Origin of the sequence: Pelomicrobium sp. G1, from assembly GCF_051905455.1 — a bacterium.
In the GTDB taxonomy this organism is placed as follows: Bacteria; Pseudomonadota; Gammaproteobacteria; order Burkholderiales; family UBA6910; genus Pelomicrobium.
The window spans coordinates 151017-171908 of record NZ_JBQACR010000007.1 but is presented as its reverse complement, the minus strand read 5'-3'; the positions used below and the strand labels follow the sequence as shown (position 1 = coordinate 171908).

24 protein-coding genes are annotated in these 20892 nt (G+C 68.3%); 11 read left to right on the top strand and 13 right to left on the bottom strand.

Annotation, left to right across the window (positions count from 1 at the left end; genetic code table 11):
- Positions 1-111: 111 nt before the first annotated feature.
- Positions 112-405, bottom strand: coding sequence for a co-chaperone GroES (gene groES, locus ACTFO6_RS09000; RefSeq protein WP_439934116.1), 294 nt, complete (start codon positions 403-405; stop codon positions 112-114).
- A 159-nt stretch (positions 406-564) separates the two neighbouring features.
- Here groES and ACTFO6_RS08995 point away from each other — a divergent pair, with 159 nt between their 5' ends.
- Genes ACTFO6_RS08995 through ACTFO6_RS08985 form a run of 3 tightly spaced genes read left to right on the top strand, consistent with a single transcriptional unit; the run spans position 565 to position 3544 of the window.
- On the top strand, positions 565-1776 hold the full coding sequence (locus tag ACTFO6_RS08995; protein WP_439934115.1) for an alkaline phosphatase family protein: 1212 nt from the start codon (positions 565-567) through the stop codon (positions 1774-1776).
- 16 nt (positions 1777-1792) lie between these two features.
- Positions 1793-2578: a 3-oxoadipate enol-lactonase gene (gene pcaD / locus ACTFO6_RS08990; protein ID WP_439934114.1), complete on the top strand. Its 786-nt coding sequence runs from the start codon at positions 1793-1795 to the stop codon at positions 2576-2578.
- 12 nt (positions 2579-2590) lie between these two features.
- Entirely contained in the window at positions 2591-3544 is a 954-nt protein-coding gene (locus ACTFO6_RS08985) for a pyridoxal-phosphate dependent enzyme (protein WP_439934113.1), read from the top strand.
- Positions 3545-3565: 21 nt separating this feature from the next.
- On the opposite strand, the gene ACTFO6_RS08980 is transcribed toward ACTFO6_RS08985, so the two are convergent.
- The 3 genes from ACTFO6_RS08980 to mfd form a co-directional block, all read right to left on the bottom strand.
- Positions 3566-3703 carry a hypothetical protein gene (locus ACTFO6_RS08980; RefSeq protein ID WP_439934112.1) on the bottom strand — a complete coding sequence of 46 codons (138 nt, stop codon included), beginning with the start codon at positions 3701-3703 and terminating at the stop codon, positions 3566-3568.
- Between the two features lie 125 nt (positions 3704-3828).
- Entirely contained in the window at positions 3829-4665 is an 837-nt protein-coding gene (gene serB / locus ACTFO6_RS08975; protein WP_439934111.1) for a phosphoserine phosphatase SerB, read from the bottom strand.
- Positions 4662-8102 (bottom strand): transcription-repair coupling factor, encoded by a 3441-nt coding sequence (gene mfd / locus ACTFO6_RS08970; protein ID WP_439934110.1) that lies wholly within the window; start codon positions 8100-8102, stop codon positions 4662-4664. Before mfd ends, serB begins: the two co-directional genes overlap by 4 nt.
- Positions 8103-8219: 117 nt before the next feature.
- Here mfd and ACTFO6_RS08965 point away from each other — a divergent pair, with 117 nt between their 5' ends.
- Complete coding sequence (locus ACTFO6_RS08965) at positions 8220-8858, top strand: phosphoribosyltransferase (RefSeq protein ID WP_439934109.1); 639 nt, start codon at positions 8220-8222, stop codon at positions 8856-8858.
- A gap of 3 nt (positions 8859-8861) precedes the next feature.
- Here ACTFO6_RS08965 and ACTFO6_RS08960 read toward each other — a convergent pair whose 3' ends face one another.
- The 5 genes from ACTFO6_RS08960 to ACTFO6_RS08940 form a co-directional block, all read right to left on the bottom strand.
- Positions 8862-9611 (bottom strand): hypothetical protein, encoded by a 750-nt coding sequence (locus ACTFO6_RS08960; protein WP_439934108.1) that lies wholly within the window; start codon positions 9609-9611, stop codon positions 8862-8864.
- Positions 9612-9852: 241 nt separating this feature from the next.
- Positions 9853-10941, bottom strand: coding sequence for an AmmeMemoRadiSam system radical SAM enzyme (amrS, locus tag ACTFO6_RS08955; RefSeq protein WP_439934107.1), 1089 nt, complete (start codon positions 10939-10941; stop codon positions 9853-9855).
- Positions 10938-11498 (bottom strand): AmmeMemoRadiSam system protein A, encoded by a 561-nt coding sequence (amrA, locus tag ACTFO6_RS08950; protein WP_439934106.1) that lies wholly within the window; start codon positions 11496-11498, stop codon positions 10938-10940. The genes amrS and amrA overlap by 4 nt, the downstream gene beginning before the upstream one ends.
- Entirely contained in the window at positions 11488-12306 is an 819-nt protein-coding gene (gene amrB, locus ACTFO6_RS08945) for an AmmeMemoRadiSam system protein B (RefSeq protein ID WP_439934105.1), read from the bottom strand. Before amrB ends, amrA begins: the two co-directional genes overlap by 11 nt.
- Before the next feature lie 68 nt (positions 12307-12374).
- Positions 12375-12902: an HPF/RaiA family ribosome-associated protein gene (locus tag ACTFO6_RS08940; RefSeq protein ID WP_439934104.1), complete on the bottom strand. Its 528-nt coding sequence runs from the start codon at positions 12900-12902 to the stop codon at positions 12375-12377.
- A 206-nt stretch (positions 12903-13108) separates the two neighbouring features.
- Between ACTFO6_RS08940 and ispD the strand changes: the two genes are divergently transcribed.
- The 3 genes from ispD to thpR are packed head-to-tail and all read left to right on the top strand — an operon-like array spanning position 13109 to position 14822.
- The gene (gene ispD / locus ACTFO6_RS08935; protein ID WP_439934103.1) at positions 13109-13807 is read left to right on the top strand and encodes a 2-C-methyl-D-erythritol 4-phosphate cytidylyltransferase; all 699 of its coding nucleotides are present in this window, start codon (positions 13109-13111) and stop codon (positions 13805-13807) included.
- Positions 13804-14280: a 2-C-methyl-D-erythritol 2,4-cyclodiphosphate synthase gene (gene ispF, locus ACTFO6_RS08930; RefSeq protein ID WP_439934102.1), complete on the top strand. Its 477-nt coding sequence runs from the start codon at positions 13804-13806 to the stop codon at positions 14278-14280. Before ispD ends, ispF begins: the two co-directional genes overlap by 4 nt.
- Positions 14277-14822, top strand: coding sequence for an RNA 2',3'-cyclic phosphodiesterase (thpR, locus tag ACTFO6_RS08925; RefSeq protein WP_439934101.1), 546 nt, complete (start codon positions 14277-14279; stop codon positions 14820-14822). Before ispF ends, thpR begins: the two co-directional genes overlap by 4 nt.
- A 14-nt stretch (positions 14823-14836) precedes the next feature.
- Here thpR and ACTFO6_RS08920 read toward each other — a convergent pair whose 3' ends face one another.
- The 3 genes from ACTFO6_RS08920 to ACTFO6_RS08910 all read right to left on the bottom strand — a co-directional run bounded on the left by ACTFO6_RS08920 (position 14837) and on the right by ACTFO6_RS08910 (position 16918).
- Positions 14837-15277 (bottom strand): host attachment protein, encoded by a 441-nt coding sequence (locus ACTFO6_RS08920; RefSeq protein WP_439934100.1) that lies wholly within the window; start codon positions 15275-15277, stop codon positions 14837-14839.
- 183 nt (positions 15278-15460) lie between these two features.
- Positions 15461-16075: a class I SAM-dependent methyltransferase gene (locus ACTFO6_RS08915; protein WP_439934099.1), complete on the bottom strand. Its 615-nt coding sequence runs from the start codon at positions 16073-16075 to the stop codon at positions 15461-15463.
- Between the two features lie 180 nt (positions 16076-16255).
- On the bottom strand, positions 16256-16918 hold the full coding sequence (locus ACTFO6_RS08910) for a DUF502 domain-containing protein (protein ID WP_439934098.1): 663 nt from the start codon (positions 16916-16918) through the stop codon (positions 16256-16258).
- Between the two features lie 119 nt (positions 16919-17037).
- Here ACTFO6_RS08910 and dusA point away from each other — a divergent pair, with 119 nt between their 5' ends.
- Positions 17038-18021 carry a tRNA dihydrouridine(20/20a) synthase DusA gene (gene dusA / locus ACTFO6_RS08905; RefSeq protein WP_439934125.1) on the top strand — a complete coding sequence of 328 codons (984 nt, stop codon included), beginning with the start codon at positions 17038-17040 and terminating at the stop codon, positions 18019-18021.
- On the opposite strand, the gene ACTFO6_RS08900 is transcribed toward dusA, so the two are convergent.
- Positions 17995-18882: a GGDEF domain-containing protein gene (locus ACTFO6_RS08900; protein WP_439934097.1), complete on the bottom strand. Its 888-nt coding sequence runs from the start codon at positions 18880-18882 to the stop codon at positions 17995-17997. The genes dusA and ACTFO6_RS08900 overlap by 27 nt on opposite strands.
- Positions 18883-19112: 230 nt before the next feature.
- On the opposite strand from ACTFO6_RS08900, the gene ACTFO6_RS08895 reads away from it, so the two are divergent.
- The 3 genes from ACTFO6_RS08895 to rimI all read left to right on the top strand — a co-directional run bounded on the left by ACTFO6_RS08895 (position 19113) and on the right by rimI (position 20851).
- A complete protein-coding gene (locus tag ACTFO6_RS08895) occupies positions 19113-19640 on the top strand; it encodes an O-acetyl-ADP-ribose deacetylase (RefSeq protein ID WP_439934096.1) in 528 nt (175 codons plus the stop codon).
- Positions 19641-19703: 63 nt separating this feature from the next.
- Positions 19704-20393, top strand: a complete 690-nt coding sequence (tsaB, locus tag ACTFO6_RS08890) for a tRNA (adenosine(37)-N6)-threonylcarbamoyltransferase complex dimerization subunit type 1 TsaB (protein WP_439934095.1) — start codon at positions 19704-19706, stop codon at positions 20391-20393.
- On the top strand, positions 20390-20851 hold the full coding sequence (rimI, locus tag ACTFO6_RS08885; RefSeq protein WP_439934094.1) for a ribosomal protein S18-alanine N-acetyltransferase: 462 nt from the start codon (positions 20390-20392) through the stop codon (positions 20849-20851). The genes tsaB and rimI overlap by 4 nt, the downstream gene beginning before the upstream one ends.
- Positions 20852-20892 lie beyond the last annotated feature (41 nt).

Below are 20892 nucleotides of genomic sequence, written 5' to 3'. Positions count from 1 at the left end.
CATCGGCGAGAATGTTCACGCCAGCGACGATGCGATGGCGAGCGGCTTCATGGAACTTGACTTCTTTGGCTGCCATGGTCCTTCTCCACACTCATTGAACGCTTCAAAGGATCAAGCGGCTTCGAGGATCCCCATGATGTCGTCTTCCCGCATCACGAGGAGCTCTTCCCCTTTCACCTTCACTGTGGTCCCCGAATACTTGCCGAAGAGCACCCGATCGCCGACCTTGACTTGCAGCGGAACGACCTTCCCGTCTTCCAGCACCTTGCCCGTGCCCACCGCGATCACCTCGCCCTGATCGGGCTTCTCCGCGGCGGTATCGGGGATTACGATGCCGGAAGCGGTCTTACGTTCTTCTTCGACGCGCTTCACAATCACCCGGTCGTGCAGCGGACGAATCTTCATAGATAAATCTCCTCTGATTCATGGGTTTTTGCGCAGACAGCGATCATCCGTATCGGCGCTGTCGTGCGGCTACATGGGGACGAACGCGCCGGTTTCAAGAGGGAGACATGAGGCTCGCTCCCGGCGCCCGGTGCACATAGTAAGTTTTTGATAAACCACATGAATAAAGAAGGCTGGCGGGAAATCGCAGCGCTGCCGGGGGCAGGGGTGGTGGCCGAGCCGGACTACCGGGGCGGGGGGCTGGTGAACCTGATGGCCTCTGTGGTGGCGGCTTGCGGCGGCCCCGACACCGGCTACCCGCCCCTCCAGGGGCTTGCGGTGGAAGCCCTGGCGGGCACCCGTCACCTGGTGCTGATGGTGATCGACGGATTAGGCTTGAACCTCCTGCTGCGGCAGGGGGAAATGGTTACCCTGCGGCGCCACCTGCGCGGGGGGATGACCTCGGTGTTTCCCTCCACCACGGCCACCGCCGTCACCACCTTCCACACCGGGGTGGCGCCCCTGCAGCACGGGTTGACTGGATGGTTCGTGGACCTGGAGGAGGCGGGCGGGGTGACGGCGGTCTTGCCCTTCCGCCGGCGGGAGGGCGGCGCGGCGCTGAGCGCTCTGGGGATCGGGCCTGAGGCGGTGTTCACCGAGCCGCCGGTCTTCGGACGTCTCGACCGGGAGGCCTGGGTGGTGACGCCCCTTTCCATCCTGGACTCGGAGTACAACCGGTGGCATTGCCGGGGCGCCCAGCGGCGGGCCTACGGGACCCTGGAACAGTTCTTCGCCGAAACCGCCGCTGCGGTGGCGGCGAGCGCCCATCCCAAGCTAGTCTACGCCTATCTCCCGGATCTGGACACGGTGGCCCACCGAGCCGGGGTGGGGAGCGCCCCGTGCCGGGAGCTCGCCCACCGGATCGACCAGGCTTTCGCCGGTTTCCTGGAGCGGCTCGCCGGCACCGACACCACCGTGGTGCTGACGGCGGACCACGGCTTCGTCGACGTGCCCCCCGAGGGGCGCATCGATCTGGCGGATCACCCGGCGCTGGCCGCGATGCTGCGCCGGCCCCTATGTGGCGAGCCCCGGGCGGCCTACTGCTACGTAAAGCCCGGCCGGGAGGAGGACTTCGAGGCTTACGTGGCCACCCGCCTCGCGGGCCGCGCCGACGCCTACCCCAGCGCCGAGCTGGTGGCCCGGGGCTGGTTCGGCGATGGCCCGAGGCATCCCCGGCTCATGGAGCGCATCGGCGACTACACCCTGGTGATGCGGGAGAATTACGCCATCAAGGACTGGCTGCCGGGGGAGAAACGCTACAGCAACATCGGCATGCACGGCGGCGTGAGCGCGGACGAAATGTGGGTGCCCCTGGTAGTGGCGACAGTGTAGATCGGGAGAAAACACTATGATGGTCCAAGCGAACGGCATCGACATCAACTACGAGGTGGAAGGGGAGGGACCGTGGCTCGTGTTCAGCCATAGCCTGGCCTGCCACCTGGGCATGTGGTACGAGCAGGCGGTCGCGTTTCGCGACCGCTACCGGGTGCTGCGCTACGATACCCGCGGCCATGGCAAGACGTCGGCCCCACCGGCGCCCTATACCCTGGAGCTTCTGGCCGACGATTTGGTCGCGCTCATGGACGCCCTAGGGATCGAGCGCGTGCACTTCGTCGGCATCTCCCTCGGGGGCATGGTCGGCCAGGTGTTCGCTCTGGGCTATCCCGAGCGGCTCGCGAGCTTAGTGCTGTGCGACACCACGAGCTACTATCCGCCCGACGCCCGTCCTGCGTGGGAAGAGCGCATCCGTACGGTGCGGGAGAAGGGCATGGAGGCCATGGTGGAGCCGACCCTTGCTCGCTGGTTCACCCCCGCGTTCCGGGCCCAGCGTCCGGACATGATGAAGCGCGTCGCGGCCATGATCCGCGCCACCCCCGTGGAGGGCTACATTGGCTGCTGCCATGCCATTCCCAGGATCGACACCCGCACGCGCCTCCAGGAGATCCGCTGCCCCACCCTGGTGATCGTGGGAGAGGAAGATCCCGGCACGCCGGTTGCCATGGCCCGGGCGATCCACGAGGCGATTCCGGGGTCCCGGCTGGCCGTCATTCCCCAGGCCTCCCACCTGTGCAACCTGGAGCAGACAGTGGTCTTCAACCGCATCCTGAGGGACTTCCTGGCCGGCGTCGCCTAGGAGAACTGCCCCATGGACCGCCCGCCCGACCTTTCCGCCATCCGCGAGGCCCACGCCCGCATCCGGCCCTATATCCATTCCACGCCCGTGCTTACCTGCGCTACCCTGGACCGCCTGGCCGGGGCCCGGCTTTTCTTCAAGTGCGAGAACTTCCAGAAGGTGGGCGCCTTCAAAGCCCGCGGCGCCTGCAACGCCGTGTTTTCCCTCTCGGGGGAGGAGGCGGCCAGGGGGGTGGTGACCCATTCCTCGGGCAACCACGCGGCGGCCCTCGCCATGGCGGCGGCACGGCGGGGCATCCCGGCCTACATCGTCATGCCCAGCAACGCCCCTCGGGTCAAAAAGGAGGCAGTGGCGGCCTACGGGGGCCGGATCGTGTTTTGCGAACCCACCCTGGCCGCCCGGGAGAAGACCTGTGCCCAGGTCGTGGCAGAAACGGGAGCCCGGCTCGTGCACCCTTACAACGATTACCGGGTGGTGGCCGGGCAGGGTACGGCAGCGCTGGAATTTCTCGAGGAAGTGAAGGATCTAGAACTCCTGATCACCCCGGTGGGGGGCGGCGGGCTGCTGTCGGGCAGCGCCATCGCCGCCAAGGCTCGGGAGCCCCGTATCCGGGTGATCGGGGCGGAGCCAGCGGGGGCGGACGACGCTTACCGCTCGTTCGTGACCGGGGAGCTGCAGCCCATGCCCGACCCGGTCACGGTGGCCGACGGGCTGCGCACGAGCCTCGGCACCCTTACCTTTCCCCTCATCCGGGCCCACGTGGACGAGATCGTCACCACGTCGGAAGCGGCCATCGTGGAGGCCATGCGCAAGACCTGGGAGCTCATGAAGATCGTGATCGAGCCTTCCAGCGCTGTGCCCCTGGCGGCGATCCTGGAAGGGCGGCTGCAGGCGGCCGGCCGCCGAGTGGGCATCGTCGTCTCCGGCGGCAACGTGGACCTGGACCGGCTGCCCTGGCAGCGGTGAAATACCGACCAAGACGGGCCCCTAGAGGTAGAGGATGGCGGGAATGACGGTGGCGGCGATCACCCACACCAGCCATTCCAGGTTATGGCGGGCGAGAAACCCGGTGTAATGGGCGACGATCACGGCGATCGCTAGGATGTAGTACAAGATGAACAGCATGGACGCCTCCCCTTCCCGCTCCCCACGAGGGCGCGCTCTGCTTAGTTATCGGCAAGTGCGTTTTTACTGCAGCCCCATTCTAACCAACGCAGTGCAAATTTTGTGCCGCCCGCAGGGTGCGGGGGTCATGCGAACAGGTGCAGGATGCCGTCCAGCCCCACGTGGTTGATCACGTAGGTGGCTTCCTTGCGCACCACAGGCTTGGCCCGGTAGGCGACGCTTACTCCCGCCTCTCGCAACATCTTGAGGTCGTTCGCCCCGTCCCCCACCGCGATCGCCTGGGTACGGGAGAGCCCCAGGGCGTCCCGGGTGCGGCGGAGCTGGCTTGCCTTGCCCTCCGCGTCCACAATCTCCCCCAGGACCCGGCCGGTCAAGCGCCCGCCGGCGATCTCCAGCGCGTTGGCCGCCGCGTAGTCGAAGCCGAGCCGGGCCTTCAGCCGCTCGGTGAAAAAAGTGAAGCCACCCGAAACCAGCATGGTCTTGAGCCCCGCCCGCTTGACTTCCCGCAGCAGCCGCTCAGCGCCCGGGTTGAGCTTGAGCCGCTCGGCGTAGACCCGTTCCAGGGCGCTGGCGGGAAGCCCCGCGAGGAGCGCCACCCGGCGGCGCAGGCTCTCCGCGTAGTCCAGCTCCCCGCCCATGGCGGCGGCGGTGATCCGGGCCACCTCGCCCTTCACCCCGGCGATGTCCGCCAGCTCGTCGATGCACTCGATGGCGATCAGGGTGGAGTCCATGTCCACCGCGAGAAGGCCGAAGCCGGCGAGCCGCTGCCCCTCGGGCACGTAGCCCCAGTCGAGCCGGGCCGCGTCGCAATAGGCGCCCACCTCCTCCACCCGCCGGGCACGGCGCAACCGGAATACCTGGGGCGCCACCTGCTCGATGGCGGCGGCGCCGGTCATCTTCGCCAGCGCCTTGAGGGCGCGGGTTTCCACGTCCTCGCCCTGGACGATCAGGTGTTCCGTCACGCCAGCTCCTTGAGCAGGGCCTCCACCCGGCCCGCCCGGGCGGCCAGGTCGGGGAGCTTCGCCTCCACCTTGAGGGTCTGGGGGCCGCTCAGGCGGTACTCGCGCCGCGCCTGAACGAGCCGGATGATGCGCGCCCCGTCCACGGGGGGATTGGGCACGAAGTGGAGCTTCACGCCGTCGGCCGCGGCGTCGATACGCGCCACGCCCAAGGGGCGGGCGAGGACGCGCAGCCGGTGGGTGAGGAGCAGCGCCCGCGCCGCCTCCGGCAAGGGGCCGAAGCGGTCCACCAGCTCGGCCTGCATGTCCGCGATCTCCTCCAGCGTCTCGCAGTGGGCGAGCCGCTTGTAGAGCACCAGCCGCTCGTGCACGTCATTGCAATAGATCTCGGGCAGCAGGGCCGGCGCGTGCAAATTGATCTCGGTGGCGACGGAGAGGGGTTCCTCCAGGTCGGGCTCGCGCCCCGCCTTGAGGGAGCGCACCGCCTGCTCCAGCATCCGAGTGTAGAGGGAAAAGCCCACCTCCTGCATCTCGCCGCTCTGGGCTTCGCCCAGCACCTCCCCGGCGCCGCGGATCTCCAGGTCGTGCATGGCCAGATAGAAGCCGGCGCCCAGGTGCTCCATCATCTGGATCGCTTCCAGACGCTTGCGGGCATTGCCCTTGAGGGCGGCCTCGTCCGGCACCAGCAGGTAGGCGTAGGCCTGGTGATGGGAGCGGCCCACCCGGCCCCGCAACTGGTGCAACTGGGCGAGGCCGAAGCGCTCCGCGTGGTTGATGAGGATGGTATTGGCCGAGGGCACGTCGATGCCGCTCTCGATGATGGTGGTGCACAGGAGCAGGTTGAAGCGCTGCTGGTAGAAGTCCCGCATCACCCGCTCCAGCTCCCGCTCCCGCATCTGGCCGTGGGCCACGCGGATGCGCGCCTCCGGCAGGAGTCGGGCCAGGCGCTCGTGCATGGCCTCGATGGTCTCGATCTGGTTGTGCAGGAAATACACCTGGCCGCCGCGCTTCATTTCTCGCAGCACCGCCTCCCGCACGATCCCGTCTTCGATCCGGGCGACGAAGGTCTTGATGGCGAGCCGCCGCTCCGGGGCGGTGGCGATCACCGAGAAGTCCCGCAGGCCCTCTAGGGCCATGGCCAGGGTGCGGGGGATCGGGGTGGCGGTGAGGGTCAGCACGTCCACCTCGGCCCGCAACTGCTTGAGCCGCTCCTTCTGGCGCACGCCGAAACGGTGTTCCTCGTCGATGATGACGAGGCCCAGGTTCTTGAACTTCACGTCCTTCTGCAGCAGCCGGTGGGTGCCGATCACGATATCCACGCGGCCCTCGGCGATTCCCTGCAGTACCTCGGCTTGCTCCTTTTCCGAGCGGAAGCGGGTGAGCTCCGCCACCTTCACCGGCCATTCCCCGAAGCGGTCGGAGAAGTTGTGGTAGTGCTGCTCGGCCAGCAGGGTGGTGGGGACCAGAACGGCCACCTGTCTTCCGTCCATGACCGCCACGAACGCCGCCCGCAGGGCCACTTCCGTCTTGCCGAAGCCCACGTCGCCGCATACCAGGCGGTCCATGGGCCGTCCGCGGGTGAGGTCGTCGATAACCTCGCGGATGGCCCGAGCCTGGTCGGGGGTTTCCTCGAAGCCGAAGGCGTCGGCGAAGGCCTCGTAGTCGTGGGGCCGCAGCCCAAAGGCGTGGCCGACCCGCGCGGCCCGCCGGGCGTACAAGTCGAGCAGCTCCGCCGCGGTGTCGCGCACTTTCTGCATCGCCTTGCGCTTGGCCTTGTCCCACTGGCCGCTGCCCAGCTTGTGCAGGGGCGCCGCCTCGGGCGGGCCGCCGGTATAGCGGGCGATGAGATGGAGGTGGGCCACCGGCACGTAGAGCTTGTCGCCGCCTTCGTATTCGAGGAGCAGGAACTCCGCGGCGCCTTCTCCCAGGTCCAGGGTTACCAGTCCCTGGAAGCGGCCGACGCCGTGGTTCTCGTGCACCACCGGGTCGCCCGCCTTGACCTCCGACAGGTCCCGCAGGACCGCGTCCACCGCCACCTGGTGCCGGGTCTCCCGCTCCCGCGCCCGCACATGGTCGGCGTAGAGATCCGCTTCGGTGAGGAGGGCGAGCCCCGCTTCGGTCAGCACGAACCCCTGGACCAGGGGGCCGACCGCAAGGAGGCAGCGCTCGTCCCGCCGCAGGAAATCGCCGTAGCCGTCGCAGTGAGGAAGCCGCAGCCCGTGCTCCGCGAAGTAGCCGGCGAGCACCTCGCGGCGGCCGGAGGTCTCCGCCAGTACCAGCATGCGGCCCGGGAATTCAGCGAGGAAGCGCTTCAGGCGGTGCAGCGGATCCTGGGCCCGTCGGTCCACCGCCACGTCCGGCAGCGAGGCGGTGGCGCAGGCGGCGAGCCGCTTCTCCGAGACGCCCGTGGCTTCGGCTTCGGAGAAAAGCTCCAGGCGCGGGAAAGGGGCCAAGCCGGTGAAGAACGCCTCCCCGGTGAGGAACAGGGTCTGCGGCGGGAGCAGGGGCCGATCCCGGTCGCCGCGCAATAATCGGTAGCGGGCTTCGGTATCGCGCCAGAAGGCCTCGATCGCCCCGCCCACGTCTCCCCGCAGCACCACCGTGGTGTCCGGGGGGAGGTAGTCGAACAGGGTGGCGACCCGGTCGAAGAATAAGGGCAGGTAATACTCTATCCCGGGCGGCGCGATGCCCTGGCCCACGTCCTTGTAGAGCCGGCTGCGGGAGGGATCGCCCTCGAAGGTCTCCCGGAACCTGGCGCGGAAGCGCAGTTGCGCCTCTTCGGTGAGGGGAAACTCCCGCGCCGGCAACAGCCGCACCTGCCTGACCGGGTAGATGCTGCGCTGGGTGTCCACGTCGAAGGTACGGATCGACTCCAGCTCGTCGTCCAGCAGGTCCAGACGGTAAGGTACGGGGCTGCCCATGGGGAAAAGATCGATCAGCCCCCCGCGGACGCAGTACTCGCCGGGGGAGAGCACCTTGGTCACGTGGGTATAGCCGGCCAGGGTGAGCTGGGCCCGCAGCCGCTCCAGATCCAGACGCTGGCCCTGCTGGAGGAAGAAGGTGTGGGCCGCCACGTACTCCACCGGCGCCAGCCGGTAGAGGGCGGTGGTGACCGGTGCCACCACCACCTCGCACTCCCGCTGGCTCATGTGGTAGAGGGTGGCGAGCCGCTCCGACACCAGGTCCTGGTGGGGGGAGAAGCTGTCGTAGGGCAGGGTTTCCCAGTCGGGCAGCAGGTGAGTGCGCAGCTCGGGACGGAAGAAGGGGATTTCCTCCGTGAGGCGCTGGGCGTCCCGGGCGTCGGCGGTCACCACCAGCAGCAGCCTTCCCGGGGCGGCGAGCTGGGCCAAGGCGAGGGCATCGGCGGAGCCGGCAAGCCCGGTGTAGGCCGGCCGCTGGCCCGGCGCCGGCGCCTTCACCAGGGGCCCGAAAGAAAGCACGGGTTCGGAAGCGAAAGAGACGGCCAAGGGGGTGTCAAGAGCACCTAAGAGGCATGGGAAGCGCGTTATTATACGTCGAGGCGAAGGCCCATTCGTCCCGCTGAAGAGAAGGTTCACGTGTTCAAGGATCGGGCGGAAGCCGCGTGCCTGCTGGCGCGCAAGCTCGCCGCCTACCAGGGCAGGAACCCCCTGGTGCTGGCGGTGCCCCGGGGCGCGGTCCCCATGGGGCGCATGATCGCCGACGCCTTGGGGGGCGAGCTGGACGTGGTGCTGGTGCGCAAGCTCCCTGCGCCGGGCAATCCGGAGTTCGCCATCGGCGCCGTGGACGAGACGGGCTCGGCCTTCGTCGCCGACCAGGCCGCCCGCGTGGGCGCTACCCCCGAGTACATCGAGCGGGAGAAGGCCCGCCAGCTCGCCCTCATCCGGGAGCGCCGGGCCCGGTACACGCCGGTGCGCCCCCCCATCGATCCCCAAGGACGGGTGGTGATCGTGGTGGACGACGGCCTGGCCACCGGCGCTACTATGATCGCCGCCCTCACCGCCTTGCGCCGGCGGGGTCCGGAGCGGCTGGTGTGCGCGGTGCCGGTGGCGCCGCCGGAGACGGTGGAGCGAGTGCGCCCCTATTGCGACGAGCTGGTGTGCCTCGAGCAGCCGTGGAACTTCTACGCGGTGGGCCAGTTCTACGAGCACTTCCCCCAGGTGGACGACCAGGAGGTGATCGAGGCGCTGGCCGGGACGGGGCAGGGTTTTTCTTAGCCGTTACGCCCTCCGGCGTGCCCCAGCGCCCGTGTCGCGAGGCCGCAGCGCCTGGGCGAGGGCGGTGCCCAGCCGTACCATGTGCTCGATGGCGGGCAGGCTGGCGACGGGCACGGAAGCCTCCAGGCGCAAGCCCGTTCCGTCCATCCACACTTCCAGGTGGCGTTCCGGGAGGAAATGCCCGTCCGGGTCAGGGGGCCATTCCAGGAAAAGCCGCTCTAGGGCGTCGTCCAACGGCGAGGGACCGGCGGCCGGGGAAACCACGGCAAAGCGGCGGCTAAAGCGGGGGCTTCCCGCGGCGAGCTCGGCATGGCGGGCGAGAAAGTCCCGTCGGACCCTTAGGGCTGGATTGTCGTCTCCGCTCCCCAACCACCCCAGCATGCGCCCGAAGGCGGCGCAGGAGGTGGAAGCCCGCAGGCGGTAGAGCCGGCGTCCCGCGATGCATAAGGCGGGCGCCTCGGCGCGCACGGCGGTGGTGGACCACCAGGCCCGAGCGCCGGGGCACAGGCCGGCGCCGCCGGCCGTCTCTCCGAGACAGACGAATTCCCACTCGATGCCGTCCCGCTCGCCCCGGATCTTGAAGTCCCCCGGATGGGGGACGTCTTCCTGGTAGAACCATCCGCGGCTGCGCGCCCCCAGCCAGCGGCTGCGGCGCTCCTGTTCGAACCGGGCCTCGGTGTGCCGCGACGCCCACCACAAGGCCAGCACCAGCCCGCCCGCGGCCGCGAGCAGCATGGGGACGGCGTAGCTCATCTCCTACGCCTCGCGGAAGGGGCGGACGGGATGGGGGGGCGTTGTCGGCCCTGTCGGCGAAACGGCACCGGTCCCGCCCCACGGAAGCAGGGCGCGGGGCACCCTAGGCGGAGATGGGCGAGTTTGCAACACAGTTCCATGGCTATTCGTTCCTATGGGGCCTTCCCACGGAACGGATAGCAGGATCGGTGCCAGCGGATGTTTGTTGCGCAGCGGCTACCCGGAACGGGTGGCGGCCCCGTCAGGCGTAGTGGGTCGGGCGAATCGTCACCGGGATGCGCCGCCGGCCGAACTGACCCGCGAACGCTTCGAACCGCCCGGGGATGGCGGTGCCGCACTTGGGACAGGACCCGTTGGGCTTGAGCCTGTAGGCGAGGATGCGGTGCCAGTCCCGCACGATGAGGGCCGAGCCGCAGCCCGGACAGTAGGTGGTGCCGCCTTCCACATCGAATACGTTGCCGGTGTAGACGTAATGCAGCCCCTCGTCCATGGCGATCCGGCGGGCGCGGGCGAGCGTCTCGGGCGGCGTGGGCGGCACGTCCATCATCTTGAAGTCGGGATGGAAGGCGGTGAAGTGCAGCGGCACGTCCGGTCCCAGCTCTTTCATTACCCAAGCCGAGAGCGCCCGCACCTCTTCGTCGGAGTCGTTCTTGCCCGGGATAAGGAGGGTGGTGATCTCGAACCAGACGCTGGTTTCGTGCCTGAGATAAACCAGCGTGTCCAGCACCGGCTGCAGGTGCCCCCCGCACAGGGTGAAGTAGAAGTTCTCCGTGAATCCCTTCAGGTCCACGTTGGCGGCGTCCATCTTGGCGTAGAACTCTCGCCGTGGCGCGTCGTGCATGTAGCCCGCGGTCACCGCCACCGTCTTGATACCCCGGGCGTGGCAGGCGTCCGCTACGTCCATAGCGTACTCGGCGAAGATCACCGGGTCGTTGTAGGTGAAGGCCACGCTCTTCGCCCCCACCCGCTCGGCGGCCCGGGCGATGTCCTCCGGGGAAGCCTGGTCCATCAGCCGGTCCATGTCCCGGGACTTGCTGATGTCCCAGTTCTGGCAAAACTTGCACGCCAGATTGCAGCCCGCGGTGCCGAAGGAGAGCACCGAGGAGCCGGGGTAGAAATGGTTGAGGGGCTTCTTCTCAATGGGGTCGATGCAGAAGCCGGAGGAGCGGCCGTAGGTGGTGAGGACCATGCGGCCGCCCACGTTCTGCCGCACGAAGCACGCCCCCCGTTGCCCTTCGTGGAGCTTGCAGTCCCGCGGGCACAGGTCGCACTGGATGCGGCCGTCGGGCAAGGCATGCCAGTAACGTCCCGGGTACGAGGTGTCGCTCATAACGCTTGCTCTTCCCTTTCTTTCCATTTGGATACCGTGTAGCGCCAGACGTTCACCCCTTGTGCCCAGAAGCCGAAGGGAAGTCCGGCCTTGCGCTTCAGGTGCTCGAAGAAATCCAGGGGCTCGGGCAGACTCTCCCACACCTGGGGCAGGAAGGTGCTGCGGTGGCGCCCGTACTGGAACACTAGCCCGTCCACGCCGGGGCGCAACAAGGCAAGCAGCTCGTCCTGGGAGGCGGCGGCGAGGGGTTCCAGGGGCGAGAGCAGGGAGACCTCCATCCGGGTGTTGTGGAATTCCTCCCGCGCCAGAGGAGGGAAGCGGGGATCGCGGAACGCCGCCCCCAGGGCGTTTTCTCGCACGTCCTCGAACAGGGGCCGCAGCGGCTCCAGGCTGCCCACGCAGCCCCGCAGGCTGCCCTCCCGTAGGAGGGTCACGAAGGTGGCACCCGGCTCGGCCAAGGCATCCACCCTTCCCGGAAGCTCGACGGGAAACCCCAGGCGCTCGGCGATGGCGCCCCGGGCGAGCTTGAGGAGCAGCGCTCCCAGCTCACTGGGCATGTTGGGGTTCGGTGAAAGCGAAAGCGCCATACCCCACCACCCGTGCCCGGTCTCCCGCCGTGTCCCCCGAGTTGCGCAAGTCCAGGAGCCGGGCTTTGAGGCCCCGCCGCCTGGCGGCCAGGAGCAGGCCGTCCACCGGGGTCGCTCCGCAGGCCTGTTCGTGGTCGATGTCGTGCCGCAAGGCCAGGATGGCCCGGGCGGTGGCCGAATCCACCTGGCGGGCTACCTCGTAGGGCAAGTAGTGGGAAAGGTCCGAACTTACCACGATCAGGGTCTCCGGTCCGCCCCAGATCGCCTCCAACACTTCCGCCACCTCCTCGGCGGAAGCCGCACCCACCGCCAGGGGCACCAGGGTGAAGGCGCCGAACACGGTCTGGAGGAACGGGAGCTGCACCTCCAGGGAATGTTCCGAGGCGTGGGCTTCGGGGCTCTCCACCACCTGAGGAAAGCGCTGCAAAAGCGTTCGGGCCGCCGCGTCCACTTCCACCGTCCCCAACGGGGTGGCGAAACGTTCCGCCCCGGGGAGGGCAAGTCCCCGCACCGGCACCCGGTGGCAGGGACCCAGCAGGACGACCCGTTTCACCCGGTCGCGGCCTTCCCGCAGCCGGGCGTAAGCGGAAGCGGCCACCGGCCCGGAATAGATGTAACCCGCATGGGGAACGATCAGCGCCTTGGGGAACGGGCCCGATTCCTCCCGCGGGACACGCCGGTCCGCATCCGCCAGCAAGGTGTCCACCGCGCGGGAAAGCGTCGGCGCATCGCTGGGATAGAAGGTGCCCGCCACGGCCGCCGGGCGTACTGGCATCATGAATTTCTCCTTAACGAGCGAGTTAATAGGGTCAAGAGCATCGCCGATCAAGCGGCGGGAATGCGGGGTCAACGGGCGCTCACCCGCTTGGCTTGCCAGCCCTCCTTCGCCGGCTCGGCCAGGAAGCGCACCGGCGCGCCCACCTTCAGCCGGTCGAAGTCCACGTTCACCACGTTCTCCCGATGGAAGTAAAGCTCCCGCCCGTCGTCCGCTTCGATGAACCCGTAGCCGTCGGGAAACAGCCGCGCCACGTGGCCCGAGCCTTCGGGCTCGTGGGCTTTGACCTCGCCCCGGATGCGGCGGGCGTGGGATTCCAGTTGCCGCCGGGCGGCATCGAAAGCGTCCCGCAGCGCCACATAAACGTCCTCGGCCGCATGGCGGGTGACCACCAGCAGGTCCCCCGGCACCTTGAGCTCCAGGCGCACGCTGAACAAGCGCCCCTGGTGGCGGTGCTTGGCGTCCAGCTCCACGTACACCTGGCAGCCCACCAGGTGAGGATGGAACTGCTCCAGCTTCTCGGCCTTGCTCCGAATATGCTCTTCCAGGGCGGTCGACGGGGGCACATCCAGGAACGTGATCTTCAAGGGTCTTTCCATGAAAACCTCCTTGTTCTGAAACGCGTAAGCGTGTCGGGCGGCGGCTTCTCTGCCCAGCTGAGGAAGACGGATCTGGACGGGGATGTTTGGACGCAAGGGGCTTCTCTGGTTCCCTCCCTTCCATCTTAGTCGATGGGTTGAACGGTGGGGGGCGGCGGATGGAGGCGGCCCGCTGCCGTTGGAGGCGGTTCCGGTAGAATGGGGCGATGCCGAAGTTCTTGGCCTTGGTGCCCGCCGCCGGCTCAGGCCTGCGCATGGGGCGGTCAATACCCAAGCAGTATCTCCCCGTCGCGGGCGAGCCCCTGGTCCGCCATGCCCTGCGGGCCCTCAGCGAAGTGAGCTTCCTCGCCGCGATCCACGTGCTGCTGGCGCCCGACGACGCCTTCTGGGACGGCTTCGACTGGAGTGGGTTCGGAGAGCGGCTCCGGGTCCTGCGCTGCGGCGGCGCGACCCGCGCCGAGACGGTGGCCCGAGGGCTCCAGGCGCTCCGAAACGAGCTGGAGGAGACGGACTGGGTGCTGGTCCACGACGCGGCGCGCCCCTGCCTGAAGCCGATGTGGGTGGAACGGCTTGCGCGGGAACTCGAGGAGGATGAGGTGGGGGGACTGCTGGCCATCCCGGTGTCCGATACCCTCAAGCGGGCCGATCCCCAGGGGCGGGTGCTCGCCACCGAGCCCCGGGAAGGGTTATGGCAGGCCCAAACACCCCAGATGTTCCGCTACGGCATTCTTTCCCGGGCCCTCGCGGTGAGCGCGGCATCGGAAGTGACCGACGAGTCCCGGGCGGTGGAAATGCTGGGCCTGAGACCGCGCCTGGTGCCGGGGGATGCGGCCAACCTGAAAGTCACCTTTCCCCAAGACCTGCTGCTGGCGGAGCGGATCATGAACGAAGGGAAAACCCCATGAGGATCGGACACGGTTTCGACGTGCATCCCCTGGTGGCCGGCCGTCCCCTCATCGTCGGCGGCGTGACCATCCCCTTCGAACGGGGCCTGGACGGCCATTCCGACGCCGACGTGCTGCTCCACGCGGTGGCTGACGCCCTCCTCGGGGCCGCGGGCCTGGGGGACATCGGGCGGCTCTATCCGGACAGCGATCCGGCCTACCGGGGCGCCGACAGCCGGGTGTTGTTGCGGGACGTGGCCCGGCGGCTCGCTGCCGCGGGCTTCCGGGTGGTCAACGTGGATGCCACCGTCATCGCCCAGGCCCCTAGGATGGCGCCCTATACGGCGCAGATGGTGGCCAACATCGCCCACGACCTGGGGATCCCGGCGGATTGGGTCAATGTGAAGGCCAAGACCACCGAGGGGCTGGGTTTCACCGGGCGGGGAGAGGGCATCGCCGCCGAGGCGGTGGTCTTGATCGCGCCGGAGCCGTGAGCGGTCCCCCTGAACCGATCCTCCGGGATCGGGTGTTCTTCGCCCTGTGGCCGGACGAGGGACTCCAGCGCCGGCTGGCGCGGCTGGTGGACCAGGTGGTCCTCGCCTGCGGCGGCAGGGGCGTTCAGGCCGGGAAATTGCACCTGACCCTGGTCTTTCTCGGCGACGTGGAGCGGGAGCGGCTGGAGCCCCTACGCGCCCTGGCCGCTTCGGTCAGCGCCCCCCGGGTCGAGCTCACCCTAGACCGGTTGGGCTACTGGCGCCACCACCTCATCGCCTGGGCGGGGGCGAGTACGGTGCCCGAGGCCCTGGCCGGGCTGGTGGCAGGGCTGGAAGAGCGGCTCAGCGCCGCGGGCTACGCCTTCGACCGCCGGCCGTACGTGCCCCACGTGACCCTGGCGCGCAAAGCCCGTTGCCGGGAAAGCTTAACCCTCGAGGAGCCGCTCCTGTGGCGTGCCGATGAATTCGTCCTCGTACGCACGATGCGGGGTAACGGGAGCACCCACTACGAAACCATCGGCCGCTGGCCCCTCGGCGGATGAACCCTTCTGCCGGACTAGAGATAAATGCACTGCTCCAGGTGGCTCGAAAGCTCCCGTTCGGGCACCTTGGTGTAATCCTTCTCGAAGCTATCGGTCACCCGGTCGAGCACGTGGGGATCGAGTTGCCCTTTCAGGAGCCCCAAGAAGGCGGGGGGCGCCACCAGGATCAGCCGCTGGTACTCGTTGCGGCTGCGGCCCAGGTCCAGGAAGCGGGAGAGCTCGAGGGCGAAATGCTGGGCTTCGTGTTGCTTGGGGTCGGTCTGGGGCACGTAGGCGCCGTGTCCGTTGCCGTGGCTTTTGTTGTGTCCGGGGCGGTCGGTCACCAGCCGGGAGGCTTTTTCTCGGCTTGCCGCGTGATCGAACTCTTTGAGTTTCTTCAAGCCTTTTTTCGGTCCGGCGTTTAAGTAGAGCTGGGCTTTGCTGGAATTCGCCACCAGGATCCAGGTATTGGGCATAACGACCTCTTTTCGGCATGGGGGCTGCCATGCCAGTCTAGCGAGATGGCCTTCCCGGGGATAGCTCTCGCCGGGCTGGCGGGCAAGGCTAAAATGAAAGTTTGCTGCCCGCTCCCCACGGGTCCCCGTAGCCAGGGCACTCCGGGAGCGGGATTCGGCGCGAACCTCGGACCAGCGCCCCCTTCAGCCGGCCTGCTGCATGAGGGGCAGGGCTGGCTTGACCCACCGGTACACCCGCATGGGGGGCACGTTCAGCAGCTCCACCTGCACCTGGGGCCGACCGAACAACTCCCGCCCCAGCTCCCCGACCCGATCCCGCACCTGGTAGGCGACAAAGCGGCCGCCCGGGGCCAAGGCGTGGAACACCGCCTGGAGGATTTCCCGGCCGATGCGCCGAGGGATGGTGGAGAAGGGGATGCCGGAGACCACCACTTCCGGTGCCGGAAACCCGTGGGCCCGCAAGTGACGTTCCAAGCCCCGGGCGTCCCCGTGGTGGACGACCAGCCGCGGGTCGCGCATCGCAGAAAGAATGCGCACGAAATCCTGATCCAGCTCGATGCCCAGCAAGCGGGCGTCGGGGGCCATGGCGCGCAACAACGCCCGGGTCGTGCCCCCCGTGCCCGGGCCCAGCTCCACCACCGCCCTGGCTCGGCCCACATCGGCCAGCTCCACCACCCGCCGCTCCAGGAACCGGGAGCTGGGGATGACGGAACCGACCCGGGCGGGGTTCTTGAGGAAACCCTGGAAGAAGGCGAACCGCTCGTCGGGCTGCAGGCGTAAACGATCGAGTCTCAGCACATTTTCCTCCCATGTTATCGAGCCGGGACGGCCGCCTGGGCCTGGGGAAACCTTCCCAGCAGCCCGGAACGCGCCGCCCCGGAGGTGCAAACCCGTTCGTCTGACGAAACAACCCGCGGGCGGGCTGCTTTCGCCGCTTCACATTTTTTTGAATTTACCACAATCCCGCCCATCCCCGCCTCAGGGCCTGGAAAAGGGGATGCGATCGGGGGCGCTCGTGCCGCCGGTCAAGGTAAAGCGCATGGCGTCCTCGAGGGTCCAGTCCGTGGGGGTGAGCCGGTCCACGGGGACGATCTCCACATAACCCGAGGTGGGGTTCGGGGCGGTGGGCACGTACACTACCGCCAGGTCCTGTCCGGTGGCGGTGTCCTTGAGGGTGCGGGTGACGAGCCCCAACGCTTTCAGGGGCGGGTGGGGAAAATCGATCATCACGACCCGCTCCGCACCCGCCGGTTTCTGCTGGATGACCTGGAGGAAGTTCTTGGTGGCGCTGTAGACGGCTTTCACCAGGGGGATGCGGCCCATGAGGGCCTCGAGCCAGGCGAGGATGCGCCGCCCGACCACCCGGCTCGCCGCCCACCCCAGGGCGTAGAGGGCCACCAGGGTGAAGAGGATGGCCACGGCCGACTCGAACCACGGGGCGAACAATTGCTCGGCCACCGCCGGCGAATAGCGGGCGACGAAGGCGGCGAGCCCCTGCACCCAGGGGCGCCCGGCCCGGGAGAGGACGCCGAGCAGGAAGTCGAACACCAGCCACGTGACCCACAGGGGCGCCAGCACCAGAATTCCGGCGACGATATGACGGCCCGCGTGGGCCAGGAAATGGCTATCGGAACTGCGCATCGAGGAGTCCTCCATGGATTGGTTCGCGGGCGAGCCTGGATGGATTTCATGACCGACACGGGGCCGGCCATGGGTCCGTGGGATAATAACCGCTCTCCGTCTCCCGCGAGACCGCCGTGATGCGCGCCTTGAGCACCGCTCCGATGATGGACTGGTCGGACCGGCATTGCCGGTATTTCTTCCGCCAGCTCACCCGGCGCGCCCCCGTGTACACCGAGATGGTGGCGACCGGCGCCCTCCTCCACGGGGACGCGGCGCGGCACCTGGCGTTGCATGGGCTGGAGCATCCGGTGGCGCTGCAGTTGGGCGGCTCCGATCCGCAGGAGCTCGCCCGCTGCGCCCGGCTGGGGGAGCGGTGGGGCTACGACGAAATCAACCTCAACTGCGGCTGTCCCTCGGGGCGGGTGCAGCGGGGCGCCTTCGGCGCCTGCCTCATGGCGGAGCCGGCGCGGGTGGCCGACTGCGTGAAAGCCATGCAGGACGCGGTGGGCGTGCCGGTGACGGTCAAGCACCGCTTGGGCATCGACGCCATCGAGGCCTACGACTTCGTGCGCCGCTTCGTGGAAACCCTCGCTCAAGCGGGCTGCCGCGTCTTCGTCGTCCACGCCCGCAACGCGATCCTCAAGGGCCTGAGCCCCAAGGAGAACCGGGAGGTTCCGCCCCTCAAGTACGACTACGTCTACCGGCTGAAGGGGGAATTTCCCGAGCTCACCATCGTGCTTAACGGGGGCGTGGGCTCATGGGAGGAGATCGAGGCCCATCTCCGGCACGTGGACGGCGTCATGCTGGGGCGCGCCGCCTACCACGACCCCTACCTCCTGGCCGAGGCCGATTGCCGGCTCTATGGCGACCCGCGCCCTCCCAAGACCCGGGAGGAGGTGGTGCGGGCCATGCACGCCTATTGCGTGGAGGAAGTCGAACGGGGCACGCCCTTGCGCGCCATCGTGCGGCACATGCTGGGGTTGTACCACGGCGAGCCCTACGCCCGCGCCTGGCGCCGGCGGCTGTCCGACCCCCGGCGGCTCGCCGCCAACGACCCGGACTTGCTGCTGGAGGCGATGGGCCAAGAGGTATCCTCAGGGCAGCACGTAGCGTTCGCGTAAGTTCTTCTCGGATGCCGTGATCGCGCCGGCCTGGGCGAGAGGCGGGAAGACGCGATTGCGCCCCTGCCCTTTAGCCTGATAGAGCTGCTGATCTGCGGCGCGGATGAGCTCTTGTGCTTCGTTCATCCCCTTGTCCAGGGCGGCTGCGCCGATGCTTGCCGTGACGCGGATCTCCTGAAGCGCACCCTCCATGTCCACGACGGTGAAGCAGCGGGCGGCGATGACGCTGCGCAGCCGTTCGGCGAGGGTCACGACGTCCGAGAGGGGCGTATCGGGCGCGATGATCAGGAATTCTTCCCCGCCATAGCGTCCGACCACGTCCGCCGCTCGCGCGGCGCAGGAAATCTCGCGCGCTAACTGGTCCAGTACCTGATCGCCGGCCGGATGGCCGTAGCGGTCGTTGAGAGCCTTGAAGTGGTCGATGTCCAGCAACAGGATCGAGAGGGGAGTATGGTAGCGGCGCGCCTTTGCGATTTCCACGCCCAGGCGGTGGTCCAGGTAACGGCGGTTGTGGACTTGGGTTAAGGGGTCGGTGATGTTTTCCTTCTCTAGGAGGTTGACCCGCCCGAGGGCTTGGCTCATTTGCCAGATGAGCCGGGTGACCAGCCAGACGAAGCAGGCGCCACCAAAGAACACCCCGGGCGCAATGAGGTCGGCGGTCCGGGCGTTTTCGATGCCGAAGACCAAGGCGTAGCCGAGATAGCCCGCTATGAAGGAGATCACCATGCCAGCCAATAGGTGCCAACGGTGCCGCAGCGCCGCGGTGGGGGAGGTGGCCATCAGGCGCTGTAGCGTCGGCAGGCAGGTGGCGAGAATCAGCGCTCCTGCCAGCACTAACCCGTTCGCCAAGAAAGTTGACATATCCGCTATCCTTGTGCCGTGGGGAGCCCTCTAGACCTACGCGAACCGGGCTTCAGCCAAGTTTTCAAGTCATTGATTTATCGTTCGATTCAATGACGCATCCGCGACACCTGCGCTTTTGGGGGTCCCAGGTCCGTGGGGCTCCCGGGAGATCTAGCGAGACCCGTGCCAGAGTCCCTGGTCCGGCGCATGCCACGGGGGGTTCGGCACTGGGCAGCGAGGCTTGAACCATGGTGCAGCAACGGATCGAAATCGTCCAAGGCGACATCACCCAACAGCCGGTGGACGCCATCGTGAACGCGGCCAACACCACGCTGCTCGGCGGAGGGGGCGTGGACGGCGCCATCCATCGCGCCGCCGGACCGGAGCTTCTGGAGGAATGCCGCGCCCTGGGGGGATGTCCCACCGGGCAGGCCAAGATCACCCAGGGATACCGGCTGCCGGCGAAGTACGTGATCCACGCCGTGGGGCCGGTATGGCACGGGGGCGACCGGGGAGAGGACGAGCTGCTCGCCGGCTGCTACCGCAACGCCCTGCTGCTGGCCGCCCAGCATGGGGTGCGCTCCATCGCCTTTCCCTCCATCAGCACCGGCGCCTACCGCTTTCCCCTGGACCGGGCCGCTCGCATCGCCCTCACCGAGATCAGCCGCTTTCTCGCGTCCCATGCCTTGCCCGAACGGGTGATCTGCGTCTGTTTCGACGAGCGGGTCCTGCAGGCGTACCGGGCGACCTGGGCGGCGTTGCAACAGGGGCGCTGAACGCCCTGCCGGAGGGGCTTCCCCCGCTATAATCCCGGTGCATTGCGGACTCGCCCACGCGCTTTGAACATCCTCGCCCTCGACACTTCCAGCGAGCATTGCTCGGTCGCCCTCTGGCTCGATGGCGAGGTGCGGGATCTGGAGCGCTTCGCCGGCCAGCGTCACACGGAAATGGTGCTGCCCATGGTGGACGAGCTTCTCGCCCAAGCAGGGCTCGAGCTTTCTCGACTTTCGGGTATCGCCTACGGCGCCGGGCCGGGCTCCTTCACCGGGCTGCGCATCGCCTGCGGTCTCGCCCAGGGACTCGCCCTAGGGGCGGGGCTGCCGGTGATCGGGGTGAGCACCCTGGAGGCTCTGGCGGAAGCGTGCGCCGCGCCGCGGGTGATCGCCTGCTTGGACGCCCGCATCGGCGAGATTTATCACGCCGCCTACGAGCGGGACGCCGCCCGCGGGCGGGAGAAGGGCGCCTGGCGGGTGGTGAGCGCCCCCCGGCTGTGCCGGCCCGAGGACGCGCCCGAGGTGCCGGGCGTGGGCTGGTGGGGCTGCGGCAGCGGCTTCGACGTGTATCCGCAGGCCCTGGGAAAGCGTTACGGCGCCCGCCTAGCCCAAGTGTTGCGAGGACGCCACCCCCGGGCCCGGGAGATGGCGATGCTGGCGGCGCTGCGCTTCGCCGCCGGAGAAGGGCGGGATCCGGCCGAGGCCGCGCCCCTTTACCTGCGCGACAAGGTGGCCCTCCCGGAGGGGGAGCGATGAGCGCCGTGGTTAGGGATGAGCCCGTGCTGCGCCCCATGCGCGCGGAGGACGTGGAGCGGGTGGTCCGCATCGAGCAGGAGATCTACGCCTTTCCCTGGACCCGGGGCAACTTCCTCGACTCGATCCGGGCCCGCTACCACTGCTACCTGTACGAGGCGCCGGGCGCCCTGGTGGGCTACGGGGTGATGATAGTGGCGGTGCAGGAGGCGCACCTGCTCAACTTGAGCATCGCCTCGAGCTGGCAGCGGCGCGGCCACGGGCGGGAGCTCCTCGGCCATTTCATGCGCATCGCCCGGGAGCAGGGAGCCCGCACCATGGTGCTGGAAGTGCGGCCGTCCAACGACGCGGCGTCCCACCTATACCGCCGCGCCGGATTCCGCATCGTGGGGGTGCGCCCCAACTACTACCCGGCCGAGGGCGGGCGGGAGGACGCCATCCTGATGGAGCGGCCCCTGTGAGCACGCGGCGGCGGGAGGCGGCGCTCAAGGTGCTGGGCCTG

Excerpts from the sequence above, each read along its gene's own strand:
- ACTFO6_RS08960 (WP_439934108.1), bottom strand. The coding sequence starts at position 9,611 with ATGAGCTACGCCGTCCCCATGCTGCTCGCGGCCGCGGGCGGGCTGGTG.
- amrA (WP_439934106.1), bottom strand. The coding sequence starts at position 11,498 with ATGCCCAGTGAGCTGGGAGCGCTGCTCCTCAAGCTCGCCCGGGGCGCC.
- ACTFO6_RS08920 (WP_439934100.1), bottom strand. The coding sequence starts at position 15,277 with ATGCCCAATACCTGGATCCTGGTGGCGAATTCCAGCAAAGCCCAGCTC.
- ACTFO6_RS08895 (WP_439934096.1), top strand. The coding sequence starts at position 19,113 with ATGGTGCAGCAACGGATCGAAATCGTCCAAGGCGACATCACCCAACAG.
- amrB (WP_439934105.1), bottom strand. The coding sequence starts at position 12,306 with ATGATGCCAGTACGCCCGGCGGCCGTGGCGGGCACCTTCTATCCCAGC.
- groES (WP_439934116.1), bottom strand. The coding sequence starts at position 405 with ATGAAGATTCGTCCGCTGCACGACCGGGTGATTGTGAAGCGCGTCGAA.
- ACTFO6_RS08900 (WP_439934097.1), bottom strand. The coding sequence starts at position 18,882 with ATGTCAACTTTCTTGGCGAACGGGTTAGTGCTGGCAGGAGCGCTGATT.
- ispF (WP_439934102.1), top strand. The coding sequence starts at position 13,804 with ATGAGGATCGGACACGGTTTCGACGTGCATCCCCTGGTGGCCGGCCGT.
- dusA (WP_439934125.1), top strand. The coding sequence starts at position 17,038 with ATGCGCGCCTTGAGCACCGCTCCGATGATGGACTGGTCGGACCGGCAT.
- rimI (WP_439934094.1), top strand. The coding sequence starts at position 20,390 with ATGAGCGCCGTGGTTAGGGATGAGCCCGTGCTGCGCCCCATGCGCGCG.
- ACTFO6_RS08940 (WP_439934104.1), bottom strand. The coding sequence starts at position 12,902 with ATGGAAAGACCCTTGAAGATCACGTTCCTGGATGTGCCCCCGTCGACC.
- ACTFO6_RS08910 (WP_439934098.1), bottom strand. The coding sequence starts at position 16,918 with ATGCGCAGTTCCGATAGCCATTTCCTGGCCCACGCGGGCCGTCATATC.
- ACTFO6_RS08980 (WP_439934112.1), bottom strand. The coding sequence starts at position 3,703 with ATGCTGTTCATCTTGTACTACATCCTAGCGATCGCCGTGATCGTCGCC.
- amrS (WP_439934107.1), bottom strand. The coding sequence starts at position 10,941 with ATGAGCGACACCTCGTACCCGGGACGTTACTGGCATGCCTTGCCCGAC.
- ACTFO6_RS08985 (WP_439934113.1), top strand. The coding sequence starts at position 2,591 with ATGGACCGCCCGCCCGACCTTTCCGCCATCCGCGAGGCCCACGCCCGC.
- pcaD (WP_439934114.1), top strand. The coding sequence starts at position 1,793 with ATGATGGTCCAAGCGAACGGCATCGACATCAACTACGAGGTGGAAGGG.
- ACTFO6_RS08995 (WP_439934115.1), top strand. The coding sequence starts at position 565 with ATGAATAAAGAAGGCTGGCGGGAAATCGCAGCGCTGCCGGGGGCAGGG.
- ispD (WP_439934103.1), top strand. The coding sequence starts at position 13,109 with ATGCCGAAGTTCTTGGCCTTGGTGCCCGCCGCCGGCTCAGGCCTGCGC.